Origin of the sequence: Cryobacterium sp. PH31-AA6 (assembly GCF_030063195.1) — a bacterium.
Classification (GTDB): Bacteria; Actinomycetota; Actinomycetes; order Actinomycetales; family Microbacteriaceae; genus Cryobacterium.
In genome coordinates, this window is record NZ_JASISS010000007.1 from 64,567 (window position 1) to 81,554 (window position 16,988).

Sequence of the window (16,988 nt, forward strand, 5' to 3'; positions counted from 1 at the left end):
GATGAACGACCCGGACGCGGCCCAGGAGGGCCCGATCCCGTCGGGCCTCCGGGAACGCCTCGCACTCGTGCGGGGCCGGGTCGCGGAGGCCGCGGCCTCGGCCGGCCGGGAGCCAGGTGACATCACCACGATCGTCGTGACCAAGTTCCACCCGGTCTCGCTGATCGAGGAGCTGCACTCCCTCGGCGTACACGATGTCGGCGAGAACCGGCATCAGGAGGCCCAGGCCAAGGCCGCGGCCCTGGCCTCGCTCGGCCTGACCTGGCACTTCGTCGGCCAGGTGCAGGGCAAGAAGGCCAGGCAGGTGAGGGCGTACGCGCAGGTCATCCACTCCGTGGACAGGGTGAGCCTGGCCGATGCCCTGCGCTCAGAGGAGTCCACGGTCGACTGCTTCGTGCAGGTGAACCTGACGGACGATCCGGCCCGCGGCGGCGCGCAGCCCCAGGACCTCGATGGCCTCGTCGAACGGGTCCAGGCCACCGAAGGGCTGCGGCTGCTCGGGCTGATGGCCGTGGCTCCGCTCGGGGTCGAACCCCGCCGCGCGTTCGGCCGGGTGCGCGAGCTCGGCGAGCGCGCGAGGCTCACCGCGCCCGGCGCGACGTTTCTGTCGATGGGGATGTCCCAGGACTACCCGGAGGCGATCCGCGAAGGGGCGACACACCTACGAATTGGCACCGCAATCACCGGGAATCGCCCGGTACTCGGTTAATCTGAACACGTAGTATCACCAACACGGAGGTCGAGATGTCCAACCCGCTCAAGAAAACCATGGTTTACCTGGGCCTGGCAGACGAAGAACTGGAATACGAGGCGCCTGCGGCTGCCCCGGTCGCCAATTCGAACTCCGCTGTGGCGCACTCCGCCGCACCGAAGACCGCCGCACCCCACTCCGCCGCCTCCGGTTCGACGCACTCCAGCGCCGTCCACGGCTCGGCCGGCCGTGCACCGGTGACGCCGTTGCGCAAGACCTCCGCTCCCAAGAATGTGGCTGCCTCAGAAATGAATGAAATCCTCACCGTCCACCCGCGCCAGTACAAGGACGCTCAGGCGATCGCCGAGTCCTTCCGCGACGGCATTCCGGTCATCATCAACCTGTCGCAGATGAGCGATGCGGATGCGCGGCGCCTGATCGACTTCGCCAGTGGCCTGTCCCAGGGGCTGTACGGAAAGATTGAGCGCGTCACGGCAAAGGTGTTCCTGCTCTCCCCGTCCCATGTCGTTGTCTCCGGAGACAACGCGGGTGAAGAGCCTGACGCCGAGGCGTCGTTCTTCGCGCAGTCGTAGACCCGCCCGTGTTCGTCGTTTCATTCCTTGGCACGGTCGCGTATTACGCACTGCTGTTGTATTTCTTCGTCATGTGGGGTCGTTTCATCGTCGACCTCGTTCGCAGCGTCAATCGCGCCTGGCGTCCGACCGGGTTCCTGCTCGTGCTCGTCGAGTTCGTCTACTCGATCACGGACCCGCCGGTGCGTTTCTTCCGCCGGATCATGCCGCCGCTTCGACTCGGTCCCGTCGCCTTCGATTTCGGCTGGAGCCTCACGATGCTCTGTGTGATCGTGGGAATGTGGATCGCCGGGGCGCTCGTCCGGCTCTAAATACTGCTCGCCACGGTCGGGGCATGTATTCTTGATCGGTGACGTGCCGGGCCGACGCGGAGCGACATGGGTCGGTCCTTGGTACGTTGGTAGAACGACATCAGAATGTTCGCAAACTCAAGTTTTAAGGGTGGGAAGCCATGGCGCTAACTCCGGAAGATGTAGTCAACAAGCGGTTTCAGTCGACGAAGTTCCGCGAAGGATACGATCAGGATGAAGTAGACGACTTCCTCGATGAGGTTGTTGTCGAATTGCGTCGCCTGACCGCGGAAAACGAGGAGCTCCGTGCTCGCGTGTCCGCCGGTGGCGGAGCGGCTGAGCCCGTTGTCCTGGCCGAGGCCGTCAAGGCACCCGAAGTTGCACCAGAGCCCACCCCGGCTCCCGTCGCAGCGCCGGTCGCAGCGCCGGTCGCCTCCGCGATCGCCGAGCCGGTCGACGAGACCGCTGGCACCACCAACCTGCTCCAGCTGGCTCGCCGCCTGCACGAGGAGCACGTCAAGGAGGGTGTCGAGAAGCGCGATGCACTCATCGCCGAGGGACACGCCACCGCGGCCCGTCTGGTCGCCGAGGCCGAGGCCAAGCAGCGCGCCCAGCTCAATGTGCTCGACAAGGAACGCTCCGTTCTCGAGAACAAGATCGACGAGCTGCGCACCTTCGAACGCGAATACCGCCTCAAGCTGAAGAGCTACATCGAGAGCCAGCTGCGCGACCTCGACGCCACCTCCCCGGTCGGCGCGAACGCCGGCAGCGACTCGGGCAACGCACCGAAGCCGAGCTTCCAGGGCTTTGGCGCCTAAGGACCGAGCGAAGAAGCGTTCCAGCGCGCTCATCGTTTTGGCCCTTGTCGCGCTGGGCATCTATGCGCTGGATCAAATCAGCAAGTACCTCGTAGTCTCCGGACTCACCGAGGGCGTGACCGTCCGGGTTCTGAATGACGTGCTCCAGTGGCACTTCGTTCGGAACCCGGGCGCGGCGTTTTCCCTGGCAACGGGGATGACGTGGATCTTCTCGATCATCGCGGTCGCCGTGGTGGCGTTCATCGTCTGGTTCGCCGGGCGCATCCGTTCCCTCGCCTGGGGACTGGTCTTCGGACTCCTGCTGGGCGGCGTGCTCGGGAACCTGACGGACCGCCTGCTTCGGGAGCCGTCCTTCGGGCTCGGGCACGTGGTCGACTTCATCTCGACCCCCTGGCTGATCCCGGCCATCTACAACGTCGCGGACATGTCGATCGTGACGAGCATGATCATCTTCATGTGGCTCACCATCCGGGGAATCGGTCTCGACGGTCGTCGCGCGGTCACACCAGATCCAGCCGCCCCGAAGACCCCGGACGCACCGGCATCCACCCCCACCCAGTTAGCACCCTGACTCAGCCATGGAAACACGCTCCCTTCCCCTTCCCGACGGCCTCGACGGTGTTCGCGTCGACGCCGGCATTGCCAAGTTGTTCGGTTTCTCCCGCAGCTTCGCCGCCGAGGTTGCCGAGGCCGGCGGGGTGGCCCTGAACGGTGCCGTCGTCGGGAAGTCGGACCGCCTGCACGGCGGAGCCTGGCTCGAGGTCAACTGGCAGCCGCGCGAGGCGCTCACCATCGTGCCGATCCCGGTTCCGAACCTCACGATCGTGCACGATGACGAGAGCATCGTCGTCGTCAACAAACCGTCCGGCGTGGCCGCGCACCCCAGCGTCGGCTGGACCGGTCCGACAGTGCTCGGCGCCCTCTCGGCCGCCGGTTACCGGATCGCGACCTCCGGCGCCGCGGAACGGGCCGGCATCGTGCACCGCCTGGACGTCGGCACCAGCGGACTGATGGTGGTCGCCAAGTCGGAAGCGGCGTACACCGCCCTCAAACGGGCCTTCCACGACCGGGAGGTCGAGAAGATCTATCACGCGGTCGTCCAGGGGCACCCTGACCCGCTTGCCGGAACGATCGACGCCCCTCTCGGCCGTCACCCTCGGTCCGACTGGAAATTCGCCGTGGTCGCCGGTGGCAAGGACTCCATCACCCACTATGAGACCCTCGAGGCGTTCCGGTCGGCGTCCCTGCTGGAGGTGCACCTGGAGACCGGGCGCACCCACCAGATCCGGGTACACATGGCCGCCCAGCGGCATCCGTGCGTCGGCGACGCCATGTACGGCGCGGACCCGTCGATCACCGCCAGGCTCGGTCTGACCAGGCAGTGGCTGCACGCGAAGCAACTCGCTTTTTCCCACCCCGACTCACGCGAGTGGGTCACCTTCAACGCCGACTACCCGGCCGACCTCGCGCACGCCCTCGACGTGCTGCGTGACGCCTGACCTGTAGCGCCCATTTCAACACCTCGGAGCCGTTTTGTCCCCTCAGAATAAGTCGGGTGGATCGAAGGATTCGTTCGTGCACCTGCACGTGCACAGCGAGTATTCGATGCTCGATGGTGCCGCGCGCGTCAAACCGCTGATCAACGCCGCCATCGAGCAGGAGATGCCCGCGGTCGCCATCACCGACCACGGCAATATGTTCGGGGCGTTCGATTTCTGGCGCACCGCGACCGAGGCCGGGATCAAGCCGATCATCGGCACCGAGGCGTACATCACGCCGGGAACCGACCGTCGTGACAAGACCAGGGTGCGTTGGGGCACCAACGGTCAGAATCGCGACGACGTCGGCGGCGCCGGGTCATACACGCACATGACCCTCCTCTCCGAGACCACGGCCGGCATGCACAACCTGTTTCGGCTTTCGTCCAAGGCCAGCCTGGAGGGCTACTACTTCAAACCCCGGATGGACCGGGAGTTGCTGTCGCAATTCTCCGGGGGCCTGATCGGCACAACCGGATGCGTCGGCGGCGAGGTGCAGACCCGGCTCCGCCTCGGCCAGTACGAAGAAGCGAAAAAGGCCGCCGGCGACTTCCAGGACATTTTCGGCAAGGAGAACTTCTTCTGCGAAATCATGGACCACGGCATCGACATCGAGCGCCGCACCATGACGGACCTGCTCAAGCTCGCCGGAGAACTGGGCCTCCCGCTCGTGGCGAGCAATGACCTGCACTACACCCACGCCCACGACGCGACGGCCCATGCCGCCCTGCTCTGCGTGCAGTCGGCCTCGACCCTGGACGACCCGAACCGGTTCAAGTTCGACTCCAACGAGTTCTACCTCAAGACCGCCGCGCAGATGCGACACCTCTTCCGCGACCATCCCGAATCGTGCGACAACACGTTGCTGATCGCGGAACGCTGCCAGGTCGAGTTCAACACCCAGGCGAACTACATGCCCCGGTTCCCGTGCCCGGAGGGGGAGAACGAGGAGAGCTGGTTCGTCAAAGAGAACGAGATCGGGCTGGCCAAGCGCTACCCGAACGGCATCCCGGACGACGTGCGCAAGCGCGCCGACTACGAGATCGGGATCATCATCCAGATGGGCTTCCCCGGCTACTTCCTGGTCGTGGCCGACTTCATCATGTGGGCCAAGAAACAGGGGATCCGGGTCGGGCCCGGCCGTGGGTCAGGCGCAGGCTCGATGGTCGCCTACGCGATGGGAATCACCGACCTCGATCCGCTCGTGCACGGACTGATCTTCGAACGGTTCCTGAACCCCGACCGTGTCTCCATGCCCGACTTCGATGTGGACTTCGATGAGCGCCGCCGCGGCGAGGTCATTCACTACGTCACCGAGAAGTACGGCGAGGAGCGCGTCGCGCAGATCGTCACCTACGGCACGATCAAGGCGAAGCAGGCCCTCAAGGACGCCTCCCGGGTGCTCGGATTCCCGTTCGGCATGGGTGACAAGCTCACCAAGGCCATGCCGCCGGCCATCATGGGCAAGGATGTGCCCCTGACGGGCATGTTCGACAAGGATCACGCCCGCTACCGCGAAGCGGCCGACTTCCGTGCGGTGATCGAATCCGACCCGGAAGCCCGCACGGTCTTCGACACCGCCCTCGGCCTCGAGAACCTCAAACGCCAGTGGGGCGTGCACGCGGCCGGCGTGATCATGAGCTCCGACCCCTTGATCGACATCATCCCGATCATGAAGCGCGAGGCCGACGGGCAGGTCGTCACCCAGTTCGACTACCCGGCATCCGAGGCCCTCGGCCTGATCAAGATGGACTTCCTGGGGCTGCGAAACCTCACCATCATCGACGACACCCTCGACAACATCGCCGTGAACCGCGGTCACCGGCCCGTGCTCGAAGAACTCGGCCTGGAAGACCCGGCAGCCTACGAGTTGCTCGCCCGCGGCGACACCCTCGGCGTTTTCCAACTCGACGGTGGACCGATGCGGGCGCTGCTGCGACTCATGAAACCGGACAACTTCGAAGACATCTCTGCGGTCATCGCCCTGTACCGGCCCGGCCCCATGGGCGCCAACTCGCACACCAACTACGCGCTGCGCAAGACCGGGCAGCAGGAGATCGTGCCGATCCACCCGGAACTGGAAGAGGCGCTGAGGGACGTCATCGGCACCACCTACGGCCTGATCGTGTATCAGGAGCAGGTCATGTCGATCGCTCAGAAACTGGCCGGGTTCTCGCTCGGCCAGGCCGACCTCCTCCGGCGAGCGATGGGCAAGAAGAAGAAATCCGAGCTGGACAAGCAGTTCGAGGGCTTCTCCGGTGGAATGGTCGCCAATGGGTATTCCATGGACGCCGTGAAGACCGTCTGGGACATCCTGCTGCCGTTCTCCGACTACGCCTTCAACAAGGCCCACTCCGCCGCCTACGGCGTGCTGTCCTACTGGACCGCGTACCTCAAGGCCAAGTACCCGGCCGAGTACATGGCCGCGCTGCTGACCAGCGTCGGCGACTCCAGGGACAAGCTCGCCCTCTACCTCAACGAGTGCCGCCGGATGGGCATCCAGGTGCTGCCGCCCGACGTGAACGAGTCGATCGGCTACTTCGCCGCCGTCGGCACCGACATCCGGTTCGGAATGGGCGCCGTGCGCAACGTCGGCTTCAACGTGGTCGACGCCATCCGCGCGGCCCGCACGGAGAAGGGCGCGTTCGAATCGTTCCACGACTTCCTGCGTAAGGTGCCGATCCCCGTCGCCAACAAGCGCACGGTCGAATCTCTGATCAAGGCGGGTGCTTTCGACTCGCTCGGCGCGACCAGGCGTGGAATGGTCGAAATCCACGAGGCCGCCGTGGAGTCCGCCGTGAAGATCAAACGCGACGAAGAGCACGGCATGGTCGGCTTTGACTTCGACAGCCTGTTCGACGACCCGCAGGAGACCGAGCAGGTCCCCGACCGGCCGGAGTGGAGCAAGAAGGAGAAGCTCGCCTTCGAGCGCGACATGCTCGGCCTCTACGTCTCCGACCACCCGCTGGCGGGACTCGAGATCCCGCTGGCCAAGCACGCCAGCACCACGATCGTCGATCTGATGGCGTCGGACCAGACCCAGGATGCGGACACCGTCACCGTCGCGGGTCTGATCACGGGCGTGCAGCACCGGATCGCGAAGAAATCAGGCAACCAGTACGGCATCATCCAGGTCGAGGATTTCGGCGGGGAAATCGCCGTCATGTTCATGGGGAAGGCCTACCAGGAGTTCGCCCCCGACCTGATCAGCGACTCGATCGTCGTCGTGCGCGGCCGGGTGAGCCTGCGGGACGACGGGATGAACCTGCACGCCTACAGCATTTTCGCTCCCGAGCTGGGCCAGGCCTCCGAATCCGGACCGCTGGCCATCACACTGGCCGAGGCTCGGGCGACGACCGACACCGTCACCGCACTCGGGGAGGTGCTCGGCAGACACGGCGGCAGCTCCGAGGTGCGGCTGAAACTCGTCAAGGGCACGACGGCTCGCGTGTTCGAGCTACCGTTCCGGATCACGATCAGCGCCGACCTGTTCGGAGAATTGAAGAGTCTGCTCGGACCGTACTGCCTGACCTGACGCCGCGTTGTAGCCTTTAGCCATGACAAGGCAAGCCAGAGAACCGATCTACAGCACCGCCATCTCGGTCGGGCGTTCCGTCTTCGGTCTGCTGCGACTCAAGCCGGCGGTCACCGGGTTCGCCAATCTCCCCGACACCGGGGGAGCCGTCCTGGCGATCACCCACTTCGGTTACGCCGACTTCGCCCTGGTCGAGTGGATGACCTGGCGGCACAATCGGCGACACATCCGCTTCCTGGCCAAGAAGGGCGCCTTCGCCAAGCCCGTCGTCGGGTGGCTGTTACGCGGGATGCGGCACATCTCCGTGGACATGAAGGCCGGGGCCGAGGCGTATGTCCAGGCCGTGGCCGCCCTGCGCGCCGGCGAGATGCTCGGGGTGTTCCCCGAGGGCGGCGTGAACGCATCCTTCACGGTGCGGTCACTGAAATCCGGGGCGATCCGGATGGCGGCGGAGGCCGGGGTTCCCATCGTGCCGATCGCGGTCTGGGGTGGGCATCGCCTGCTCACCAAGAACCGGAAGCCGACCCTCCGGGAAGCGTTCGGGGCGCCGATCGAGGTCGCCATCGGTGAGCCGATCGCCGTGTCGGCCGATGTGGACGCGCAGCAGCTCACCCTGAAATTGCACGCCACCCTGCAGACCCTCGTCGATGGCCTCCAGGCGCGCTACCCGGAGGACGGCACGGGCGCGTGGTGGCAGCCCAGGCACCTCGGCGGCAGCGCTCCGACACCGGAGGAGGCCGCCATCGTCGAGGCCGAACGCCAACGGCGCCGCGACGATCAGAGTTCGGCGCCCGGCACCCGATAGGCGCGCTCATGGTAGAGCAGCGCGTCGTCGTTCTCGCCCATGCCGCCCTCCTCGATCTGCACGATCACGACGGCACTGTTGTGCACGAGCACACGCTCGACGATCCGTCCGACCATCCAGGACGTCACACCAGAGAGCACCGGGAGACCGTGCGGGCCGGGCGTCCAATGGTCGCCGATGAATCTCTGCTCCTGCGGCCCTGACAGCTTCTGCGCGAGGGCGCGGTTGCGCGCCCCGAGCAGGTGGATCACCACCCGGTCGTTCCCGGCGATGGCCGACCAGGTACTGGCCGAACGCGCCATGTTGAACGTGGCCAGCGGCGGCACCGACGAGAGGGAGGCCAGGGACGTGGCGGTGAACCCGACGGGGGTGCCGTCCGGTCGAAGCGACGTGATCACGGAGACCCCGGCGGCGTGGCGTCGAAACGCGTGTTTGAAGGCCGCGAGATCCTGTGGCGCGTTCGGGTCGCCCTCCAGGGCTGGAGCGGCGGTGGTCTCTGGTGTGTTGATGTCGTTCATGCTGTTTGAATCAAGCTCCTCGTCAACCAGCCTATTCCCGTGAACGCTGTCGTTGATCGCTAGGCTGGTCAGACATGATCCAGAGAATTGACCTTCGGGGCACCAGGCCCACCCCCGCCGACTTGCTGGCCGCCGTGCCGCGCGCCCTCACCAGCGTGACCGTCGCCAGCGATGTCGCAGCCACCCTGATCGACGACGTGCGCGCCAGGGGAGAGGCCGCACTGCTCGATCAGGCCGAACGCCTCGACCGGGTCCGCCCCGCGCACGTGCGGGTGCCGGCAACCGACATCGCCGAGGCGGTGGCCGGGCTCGACCCCGACGTGCGCGCGGCCATCGAAGAGACCATCCGCCGGGTGCGGATCGCCAGTTCGGCGCAGGTGCCGCCGCTGGTGACGACCACGATCGCCGACGGCGCCGTCATCACCCAGCGCTGGCAGCCGGTCAGCCGTGTCGGGCTCTATGTTCCCGGCGGCAAGGCCGTGTACCCGTCCAGCGTCGTCATGAATGTCGTGCCGGCCCAGGTTGCCGGAGTGACGTCGCTCGCCCTCGCGTCGCCGCCGCAGAGCGATTTCGGTGGACGGGTGCACCCCACGATCCTCGCCGTAGCCGGGCTGCTCGGCGTGCACGAAATCTACGCGATGGGCGGCGCGGGGGCCATCGGTGCCTTCGCCTACGGGGTCCCCGGGCTCGGACTCGACCCGGTCCAGCTTGTCACCGGCCCCGGCAATGTCTACGTCGCCGCCGCCAAACGGCTTGTTCGCGGCGTGACCGGGATCGACTCTGAGGCCGGCCCGACCGACATCCTCGTGATCGCGGATGCGGCGGCCGACCCACTGCTCGTGGCGGCCGACCTGGTCAGCCAGGCCGAACACGATGAGCTGGCTGCGGCCGTGCTCGTCACCGACTCCGTGGCGTTGGCGGATGCCGTGACCCTGCGCCTGGCCGAACTGGCGACGACGACGACACACAGCGCCCGGGTGATCGCCTCGCTGTCCGGGCGGCAGTCCGCGATCGTGCTCGTCGACGATCTGGCCGCGGCCGCCGCGTTCAGCAACGCGTTCGGACCGGAACACCTGGAGATCCAGACCGAAGACCCCCAGGCCGTGCTCGCCCTCATCGACAACGCGGGAGCCATCTTTCTCGGCCCGTACTCCCCGGTCAGCCTCGGCGACTACGTGGCCGGCTCCAACCACGTGCTGCCGACCGGGGGCCAGGCTCGCTTCTCCTCGGGGCTGGGCGCCTACACCTTCCTCCGTCCCCAGCAGGTCATCGACTACAGCCGGGAGGCGCTGCTCGCCGTCGCCGGACACATCGCTGCCCTGTCGGCGGCCGAGGCGCTGCCCGCTCACGGCGACGCCGTGATCGCCCGGTTCCACCCCGACGCGGAACGGTAGGCTTGGCCAAATGTTCTGCCCGTTCTGTCGCCACCCGGACTCCAGAGTCATCGACTCGCGCACCAGCGACGACGGACTCTCGATTCGCCGTCGCCGCCAATGCCCGGAGTGCGGGCGCAGGTTCAGCACCACCGAGACCGCGAGCCTCAACATCATCAAGCGCAGCGGCGTCGTCGAGCCGTTCAGCCGGGACAAGATCGTGTCCGGCGTGCGGAAGGCGTGCCAGGGGCGGCCGGTGACGGATTCCGACCTCGCCATGCTCGCCCAGAAGGTGGAGGAGACCATCCGGCAGACCGGGGCATCGCAGGTCGACGCGAACGACATCGGTCTGGCGATCCTGCCGCCGCTGCGCGACCTCGACGAGGTCGCCTACCTGCGTTTCGCCAGTGTCTACCAGGGCTTTGATTCGCTCGAAGACTTCGAGAGCGCCATCGCCCAGCTGCGCACCGGGCACGTCGACGGCACGGCGTCGGCCGGCCAGGCGGAGCTCTGACCCGTGTATCGCATCTTCTTCACGGCCGTTCTCTCCCGGCTCGACCCCGAGCGTGCGCACCACCTCGCCTTCACCGTGATTCGGGCATTGCCCGCCCTCGGCTTCGGGCGTCTGGTTCGCCGGTTCACCGCCCCGGCGACGGACCAGGGCGTCGATACTCTCGGCCTTCACTTCGACACTCCGTTCGGCCTTGCCGCCGGTTTCGACAAGGACGGTAAGGCCGTGATCGGTCTCGGCCAGCTCGGGTTCGGCCACGTCGAGGTCGGCACGATCACGGCCGTCGCCCAACCGGGAAATCCGAAACCGCGGCTTTTCCGCCTGATCGCTGACCGTGCCGTGATCAACCGGATGGGGTTCAACAACGACGGAGCCCTGGCCGCCCAGGTCCGCCTGGCCCGGGTGCGCGCCGTGCCGGGCCGTCCCGTGCTCGGGATCAACATCGGCAAGAGCCGCGTGACGGCGGTCGAGGATGCCACCGCCGATTACCTGGCCAGCGCCGCGCTCCTCGCGCCCCTGGCCGACTACCTGGTCGTCAACGTGAGTTCTCCCAACACGCCGGGACTGCGGGGACTCCAGGAGCTCGACCAGCTGGCGCCGCTGCTTCGCGCGGTCAAGACCGAGGCCGCGGGCACGCCGCTGCTGGTGAAGATCGCCCCCGACCTGAGCGACGACGAGGTGACGCGGATCGCGGAGCTCGTGGTCGAGCTCGGCCTCGACGGCATCATCGCGACGAACACGACCATCTCCCGCGACGGACTGGTCACCGATCCCGCGACGGTCGCCGCCGCCGGGGCCGGCGGGTTGTCCGGCGCTCCGCTGCACCTGCGTTCCCTCGCCGTGCTGCGCCTGATCCGGGCCACGGTGCCCCGGGAACTGTGCCTGATCTCGGTCGGCGGAGTCGAGACGGCCGAGCAGGTCGCCGAGCGGTTGGCGGAAGGGGCGACGCTCGTTCAGGGCTACACCGCGTTCCTCTACCGAGGCCCGCTCTGGGCTCGCCAGATCAACCGCGGGCTCGACCGGATCCGCTCACGGGACGCCGCACGATCCTGAGGGCGATCGCCCCTTGGGCGGCTAGAGCCGGCCCTGTGCGGCCAGCTGAGCGGCGAGACTGGACCCGTCCGGCCCGTAGATCCAACGGGGATCGTGTCTCTCGTCGACGGCGTCCTTGACCCTGCGACCGGCCAGGACGGCCTCGCTGGGCGAGAGCTGCCTGATCAGGACGGTATCGACGCTGCCAGGGAAGTCTCGCTGAAATTCGCCGTAAATGGCCTCATCGTGTTGGCCGTCGTCACCGATCAGGATCCAGCGGATATCCGGGAACTCCTGGGCGAGCCTGCGCAGGTTGGCGCGCTTGTGTTCGCGCCCGCTCCGGAACCAGCGGTCGTGGGTCGGACCCCAGTCCGTGAGCAGCAGCGCCCCGGCGGGATAGAGATTCCGGGAGAGGAACCGGGTCAGGGTGGGAGCCACGTTCCAGGCGCCGGTCGAGAGGTAGATCATCGGGGCCCCGTCGGCGGTGGCCGTCAGCCGGTCGAGCAGCACGGCCATTCCCGGGGTGGGTACCCGGGCGTGCTCGTCGAGCACGAATGTGTTCCAGGCGGCCAACAGGGGGCGGGGGAGCGTCGTGACCATGACGGTGTCGTCCACGTCGGAGATGATCCCGTGGTGAACCGACGGGGCGACGATGAAGAGCGGTGCCTCAACCGGAGCCGACGCCTCCGTGTGCAGCCGCGCCACCTGCCAGCCGGGAGCCAGGTCAACCCGCACGACGGTGTCGACGACTCCGCCGCGGTCCGCCTGCACCCGGTGCACCTGCCCGTTGATCTCAATGGTCACGGTCACGTCGTTGACGGGCACGCTCGTGAAGCTGCGCCAGCCGCGGATGCCGGCGTCGCGCCGTTCGGAACGCCAGCGACGACGTCGGGTGCCGACCGACTTGCCCGGCCTGGCCGGTTTGGACAGCAGTACGCGGCAGAGGATTCGTACCCATCCGGTTGAGCCGTAGCCGGTGTACGGGATGACGGTCGGCAGGTAGCCGCGCTTGCGGGCGAACCCTTCACGGGTCCCGTGCAGCCAGTCCTCGATGCGTGCGGCGCGATGCATCATCATCGCAGGGGTGCCTGCGGTCGGTATACGGGATGACTTCGGCACAGCCTCTAGTCTGGCATGCGCCCGGACCGGCGGCGTGAAGTGACCCCAATCCGGGGATCAGGCCGGTCGCTGGCATTTCGAGCCGGACTCAGCAACATAGAATTGGGGCTTACTTCAAGGAGGACAAGTGTCACTTAGTGACCTTTTCGGTGGGGATCCTGTCGTGTTGGGCCAGCAGGCGCGGATCGAACCCACCCAGCAGCGCAGCACGGCGCGTCTGTCAGGGCTGCTCGATGCAGCCGCCGTCGTCGTGGACGAGGTGGGGTTCGACCGCATCACGACCGCGATGGTTGCGGAACGCGCGGGGGCGTCAATCGGCACCGTTTACCGGTATTACCCCGACCGGGTGGCGGTGTTGCAGGCCCTGCGCGAGCGCGCGGTCATGCGGTTCCGTCAGCGCGTGGTCGACCAGCTGAAAACCAGCGGACCTGAGACGTGGTGGGACGCCGTTGACTGTGCCATCACGGCCTTCGTCGACCTCTACCGCTCGGAGGCCGGCTTTCGGATCGTTCACTTCGCCGACCGGGAGCGCACGCCGGTCAGCGGCAGCGAGGACCTCCAGTCGGGGTACTTCGCCCGTCAGCTGGCGGGTGTGCTCGCCGAGGAATTCGGTCTGACCGGCGGCGCCGACCTGATATTCCGGCTCGAGGTGGCCGTCGAGATGGCGGACTCGATCCTCTCGCGCGCATTCCAGACCACTCCGAACGGTGACGAACGCTTCATCGCGGAGTGCCGCAGGGTCATGCACGACTACCTGGTCGGCTACTACGGACCGAGCGTCGTCGCGGTGTGATCCCGGGTTCGTCCCCCGGCCTCGTTTCGCCCTCAGCGGATAACTATCTTCACTCCAATGCGCCGTTCGGCGACGAAGAATGATTGGGTTAAGCCTCTGGCACGTGTTGATCCGACTTCAGGCGAGGAATGAGCCACTTCTATGATTGAGTTCCGCTCGGTGAGCAAACAGTTCCCGGATGGCACCCTGGCCGTCGATGACTTCAGCCTCACGATTCCCTCGCACCGGACGACGGTACTCGTCGGGTCCTCCGGATCGGGTAAGACGACGCTGCTGCGGATGATCAACCGGATGGTGGATCCCACCTCCGGGGCGATCGAGATCGACGACGTCGACATTGCGTCCCTCGAACCGGTGAAGTTGCGCCGCAGCATCGGCTACGTGATGCAGAACTCCGGACTGCTCCCGCACCGGAAGGTGGTCGACAACGTCGCGACGGTGCCCCTGCTGCGCGGCGTGCCGCGGAAGACGGCCAGGGCGGACGCCCTGGCCCTGCTCGACACCGTCGGCCTGGACCGCGCGCTGGCCGACAGGTATCCGAGCCAGCTCTCCGGCGGGCAGCAGCAGCGCGTCGGCGTGGCGAGGGGCCTCGCGGTCAACCCGAACATCCTGCTGATGGACGAGCCGTTCGGCGCCGTGGACCCGATCGTGCGGGCGGAGCTGCAGCAGGAACTCATCCGGTTGCAGACCGAGCTCGGCAAGACCGTGGTCTTCGTCACCCATGATGTCGACGAGGCATTCCTGCTCGGCGACCAGGTCGTCATCCTGCAGGAGGGCGGACGGATCGCGCAGATCGGCTCGCCGGCCGATATCCTCGCCAACCCGGCAAACGACTTCGTGGCCAGTTTCGTCGGCGCCGACCGCGGCAAGCGTGCCCTGCACGTCGAACGGAGCGACGGCAGGGACGTTCTCGTCGACAGCGACGGGCGCCTGGCCGGGGTGCTCGTCGGCGATGCCGTCCCCGGGCAGGCGAGGGTCACCCCGTGAACTGGGCCTGGACGAATCTGGACCTGATCTGGGACCGGACCATTGACCATCTCATCCTCAGCGTGCCCCCGATTATTCTCAGCTTTGTGATCGCCCTGCCGCTCGGCTGGCTCGCCAACCGCTACCGGCTCAGCCGGGGCGTGATCCTCACCGCGAGCGGACTGCTCTATGCGATCCCCTCGTTCCCGATGTTCATCGTGCTGCCCGCGCTCGTCGGCACCACCCTCCGGTCCCCGCTCAACCTGGTGATCGCCCTGACCATCTACGGCGTTGCGCTGATGGTGCGGGTGGTCGCCGACGGACTCGCATCCGTTGACGTCGACGTGCAGCGCTCGGCGGTCGCCGTGGGATTCTCGACCTGGACCAACTTCTGGCAGGTGGAGCTCCCGCTCGCCGGTCCGGTGCTGCTCGCCGGGCTGCGAGTCGTCGCGGTGAGCACCGTGAGCCTGGCCACGGTCGGCGCCGTCATCGGGGCGCAGAGCCTCGGCTCGCTCTTCACCGACGGCTTCCAGCGCGGCATCCAGGCCGAGATCATTGCCGGGATCGTCGCGACCGTGCTGTTGGCACTCCTCCTGGACGGGGCGCTGGTCGCCGCGGGACGGATAGCGCTTCCCTGGACCAGGCTGCGGAAGACGAGCAAGGTGGAGACGGCCACGTGACCATTTTCGGTGCTGCGATCGCCTGGATCCTCGACGCGGCGAACTATACCGGCGCCGGCGCCATCCCCGGGCGGGTGCTTGAGCACCTCGGCTTCACCTTCCTGACCCTGGTGGTGGCGTCCGCCATCGCCATCCCGTTCGGCTTCGCAATCGGGCACACCGGGCGGGGACGCGGCCTGGCCGTTGCCGTCTCGGGTGGACTGCGCGCCATCCCGACCCTCGGCCTGTTGACGCTGGTTGCGCTCTGGATCGGCATCGGCCTCGGCGCGCCGTACGTCGCCCTCACCGTGCTGGCGATCCCGCCGATCCTGGCCGGCGCGTACGCCGGGTTCGAGGCCATCGACCGGGGTGCGATCGACGCCGCGCGGGCGGTGGGGATGTCCGAGGCGCAGATTCTCGGCCAGGTCGAGATTCCCCTGGGTCTTCCGCTCCTGATCGGCGGACTCCGCTCCGCAGCGCTGCAGGTCGTGGCGACCGCCACCCTCGCCGCCTATGTGGCGGACTTCGGCCTCGGCCGCTACCTGTTCTCCGGCCTGAAAACCCGCGACTACGCCCAGATGCTCGGCGGTTCGATTCTCGTCGTCGTCCTCGCCCTCGCGCTCGAGGGTATCTTCGCCATGATCCAGAGGATCGTGGTCCCCCGCGGCGTCGCAACGAGCCGCCTCCCAGTCGACCGGGCCAGGTCAGCCAGACCTCGCCCGGGGATGGAATCCGCCATCACGAAAGGAAACCGCTAATGTTCACAGTGAAAAGAGGCCGGCTCGCGGCAATCGCCGCGGTCGCGGTTGGGGCCGTCGTAGCCCTTGCAGGGTGTGCGTCCAGTGATCCGCTGGACACCGGAAGTACGTCGTCGGCCGACTCGCAGACCATCGTGGTCGGGTCCCAGGACTACTACTCCAACGAAATCATCGCCGAGATCTACGCCCAGGCCCTCGAGGCCAACGGCATCACGGTCGACCGGCAGTTCCGGATCGGCCAGCGCGAGGTCTACCTGCCCGAGATCACGGGCGGCAAGATCGACGTCTTCCCCGAATACACGGGCAGTCTCCTGCAGGCGCTTGAGAAGACCGCTGCCGGGGGCACCGCCGACGAGACCTACGCCGAACTGGAGAAGGTTCTTCCCTCCGGGCTGCGCGTCCTCGACCGGGCGGCCGCGACCGACCAGAACTCCTGGACCGTCACGCAGGCGTTCGCCGACAAGTACAACCTCACCGACGTGGCGTCGCTGAAGAACGTCACCGAGCCGATCACGGTCGGCGGAAACTCCGAACTCGAGACCCGGCCGTACGGGCCGACCGCGCTCAAGGAGAAATACGGCATCGACGTCGTCGGCTTCAAGCCGGTCGAGGACGGCGGCGGGCCGCTCACCGTCAAGGCCCTCGTCGACGGTGACATCCAGCTGGCGAACATCTACACCGCCAGCCCGAACATCAAGTCGGACAACCTCGTTGCCCTGACCGACCCCGACGGGCTGTTCTTCCCCGACAACGTCGTTCCCGTCGTGTCGGAGAAGGTCGACGACAAGGCCGCCGCAGTGCTCAACAAGGTCAGCGCGGCCCTGAGTGCCGAGGACCTCGTCAGCCTCAACGCGGAAAGCGTCAACGACCAGAAATCCGCGAAGGCCATCGCGGCCGGTTGGCTGGAACAGGCCAAGCTCTTCTAGGCCAGGCTCGTCCCGCACCAGCATGAGCGACGGCGGACATTCCCAGCAGACGCGGGGGAGTGT

General features: G+C 67.0%; 18 protein-coding genes. 16 read left to right on the forward strand and 2 right to left on the reverse strand.

Annotation, left to right across the window (positions count from 1 at the left end; translation table 11 throughout):
- Position 1: 1 nt before the first annotated feature.
- The 8 genes from QMG61_RS07445 (at position 2) to QMG61_RS07480 (ending at position 8,270) form a co-directional block, all read left to right on the forward strand.
- A complete protein-coding gene (locus QMG61_RS07445) occupies positions 2-709 on the forward strand; it encodes a YggS family pyridoxal phosphate-dependent enzyme (protein WP_283493708.1) in 708 nt (235 codons plus the stop codon).
- Positions 710-744: 35 nt separating this feature from the next.
- The gene (locus QMG61_RS07450; RefSeq protein WP_283493709.1) at positions 745-1,284 is read left to right on the forward strand and encodes a cell division protein SepF; all 540 of its coding nucleotides are present in this window, start codon (positions 745-747) and stop codon (positions 1,282-1,284) included.
- Positions 1,285-1,292: 8 nt separating this feature from the next.
- The gene (locus QMG61_RS07455; protein WP_283493710.1) at positions 1,293-1,595 is read left to right on the forward strand and encodes a YggT family protein; all 303 of its coding nucleotides are present in this window, start codon (positions 1,293-1,295) and stop codon (positions 1,593-1,595) included.
- 140 nt (positions 1,596-1,735) lie between these two features.
- Positions 1,736-2,392 carry a DivIVA domain-containing protein gene (locus QMG61_RS07460; protein WP_283493711.1) on the forward strand — a complete coding sequence of 219 codons (657 nt, stop codon included), beginning with the start codon at positions 1,736-1,738 and terminating at the stop codon, positions 2,390-2,392.
- Positions 2,382-2,963: a signal peptidase II gene (gene lspA, locus QMG61_RS07465; RefSeq protein WP_283493712.1), complete on the forward strand. Its 582-nt coding sequence runs from the start codon at positions 2,382-2,384 to the stop codon at positions 2,961-2,963. Before QMG61_RS07460 ends, lspA begins: the two co-directional genes overlap by 11 nt.
- 7 nt (positions 2,964-2,970) lie before the next feature.
- Positions 2,971-3,891 carry an RluA family pseudouridine synthase gene (locus tag QMG61_RS07470; protein ID WP_283493713.1) on the forward strand — a complete coding sequence of 307 codons (921 nt, stop codon included), beginning with the start codon at positions 2,971-2,973 and terminating at the stop codon, positions 3,889-3,891.
- Between the two features lie 106 nt (positions 3,892-3,997).
- Positions 3,998-7,465: a DNA polymerase III subunit alpha gene (dnaE, locus tag QMG61_RS07475; protein WP_502847019.1), complete on the forward strand. Its 3,468-nt coding sequence runs from the start codon at positions 3,998-4,000 to the stop codon at positions 7,463-7,465.
- Positions 7,466-7,487: 22 nt separating this feature from the next.
- Complete coding sequence (locus tag QMG61_RS07480; protein WP_283493715.1) at positions 7,488-8,270, forward strand: lysophospholipid acyltransferase family protein; 783 nt, start codon at positions 7,488-7,490, stop codon at positions 8,268-8,270.
- Here QMG61_RS07480 and QMG61_RS07485 read toward each other — a convergent pair.
- Positions 8,243-8,788 (reverse strand): flavin reductase family protein, encoded by a 546-nt coding sequence (locus tag QMG61_RS07485; protein ID WP_283493716.1) that lies wholly within the window; start codon positions 8,786-8,788, stop codon positions 8,243-8,245. The two genes, QMG61_RS07480 and QMG61_RS07485, sit on opposite strands and share 28 nt — an antisense overlap.
- 74 nt (positions 8,789-8,862) lie before the next feature.
- On the opposite strand from QMG61_RS07485, the gene hisD reads away from it, so the two are divergent.
- From hisD to QMG61_RS07500, 3 genes are read left to right on the forward strand one after another with little or no spacing between them, the layout of a single operon-like run.
- On the forward strand, positions 8,863-10,182 hold the full coding sequence (gene hisD / locus QMG61_RS07490; RefSeq protein WP_283493717.1) for a histidinol dehydrogenase: 1,320 nt from the start codon (positions 8,863-8,865) through the stop codon (positions 10,180-10,182).
- Positions 10,183-10,192: 10 nt separating this feature from the next.
- Positions 10,193-10,675 (forward strand): transcriptional regulator NrdR, encoded by a 483-nt coding sequence (gene nrdR / locus QMG61_RS07495; RefSeq protein WP_283493718.1) that lies wholly within the window; start codon positions 10,193-10,195, stop codon positions 10,673-10,675.
- Positions 10,676-10,678: 3 nt separating this feature from the next.
- Positions 10,679-11,725, forward strand: coding sequence for a quinone-dependent dihydroorotate dehydrogenase (locus QMG61_RS07500; protein WP_283493719.1), 1,047 nt, complete (start codon positions 10,679-10,681; stop codon positions 11,723-11,725).
- A 21-nt stretch (positions 11,726-11,746) separates the two neighbouring features.
- On the opposite strand, the gene QMG61_RS07505 is transcribed toward QMG61_RS07500, so the two are convergent.
- Positions 11,747-12,778, reverse strand: coding sequence for an App1 family protein phosphatidate phosphatase (locus tag QMG61_RS07505; RefSeq protein ID WP_283493782.1), 1,032 nt, complete (start codon positions 12,776-12,778; stop codon positions 11,747-11,749).
- Positions 12,779-12,950: 172 nt separating this feature from the next.
- Between QMG61_RS07505 and QMG61_RS07510 the strand changes: the two genes are divergently transcribed.
- From QMG61_RS07510 to QMG61_RS07530, 5 genes are all read left to right on the forward strand, one after another.
- Positions 12,951-13,616 (forward strand): TetR family transcriptional regulator, encoded by a 666-nt coding sequence (locus QMG61_RS07510; RefSeq protein ID WP_283493720.1) that lies wholly within the window; start codon positions 12,951-12,953, stop codon positions 13,614-13,616.
- Positions 13,617-13,757: 141 nt separating this feature from the next.
- Complete coding sequence (locus QMG61_RS07515) at positions 13,758-14,603, forward strand: ABC transporter ATP-binding protein (protein WP_283493721.1); 846 nt, start codon at positions 13,758-13,760, stop codon at positions 14,601-14,603.
- Positions 14,600-15,262, forward strand: coding sequence for an ABC transporter permease (locus QMG61_RS07520; RefSeq protein ID WP_283493722.1), 663 nt, complete (start codon positions 14,600-14,602; stop codon positions 15,260-15,262). The genes QMG61_RS07515 and QMG61_RS07520 overlap by 4 nt, the downstream gene beginning before the upstream one ends.
- Positions 15,259-15,999: an ABC transporter permease gene (locus tag QMG61_RS07525; protein ID WP_283493723.1), complete on the forward strand. Its 741-nt coding sequence runs from the start codon at positions 15,259-15,261 to the stop codon at positions 15,997-15,999. The genes QMG61_RS07520 and QMG61_RS07525 overlap by 4 nt, the downstream gene beginning before the upstream one ends.
- The gene (locus QMG61_RS07530; RefSeq protein ID WP_283493724.1) at positions 15,999-16,925 is read left to right on the forward strand and encodes an ABC transporter substrate-binding protein; all 927 of its coding nucleotides are present in this window, start codon (positions 15,999-16,001) and stop codon (positions 16,923-16,925) included. Before QMG61_RS07525 ends, QMG61_RS07530 begins: the two co-directional genes overlap by 1 nt.
- Positions 16,926-16,988 lie beyond the last annotated feature (63 nt).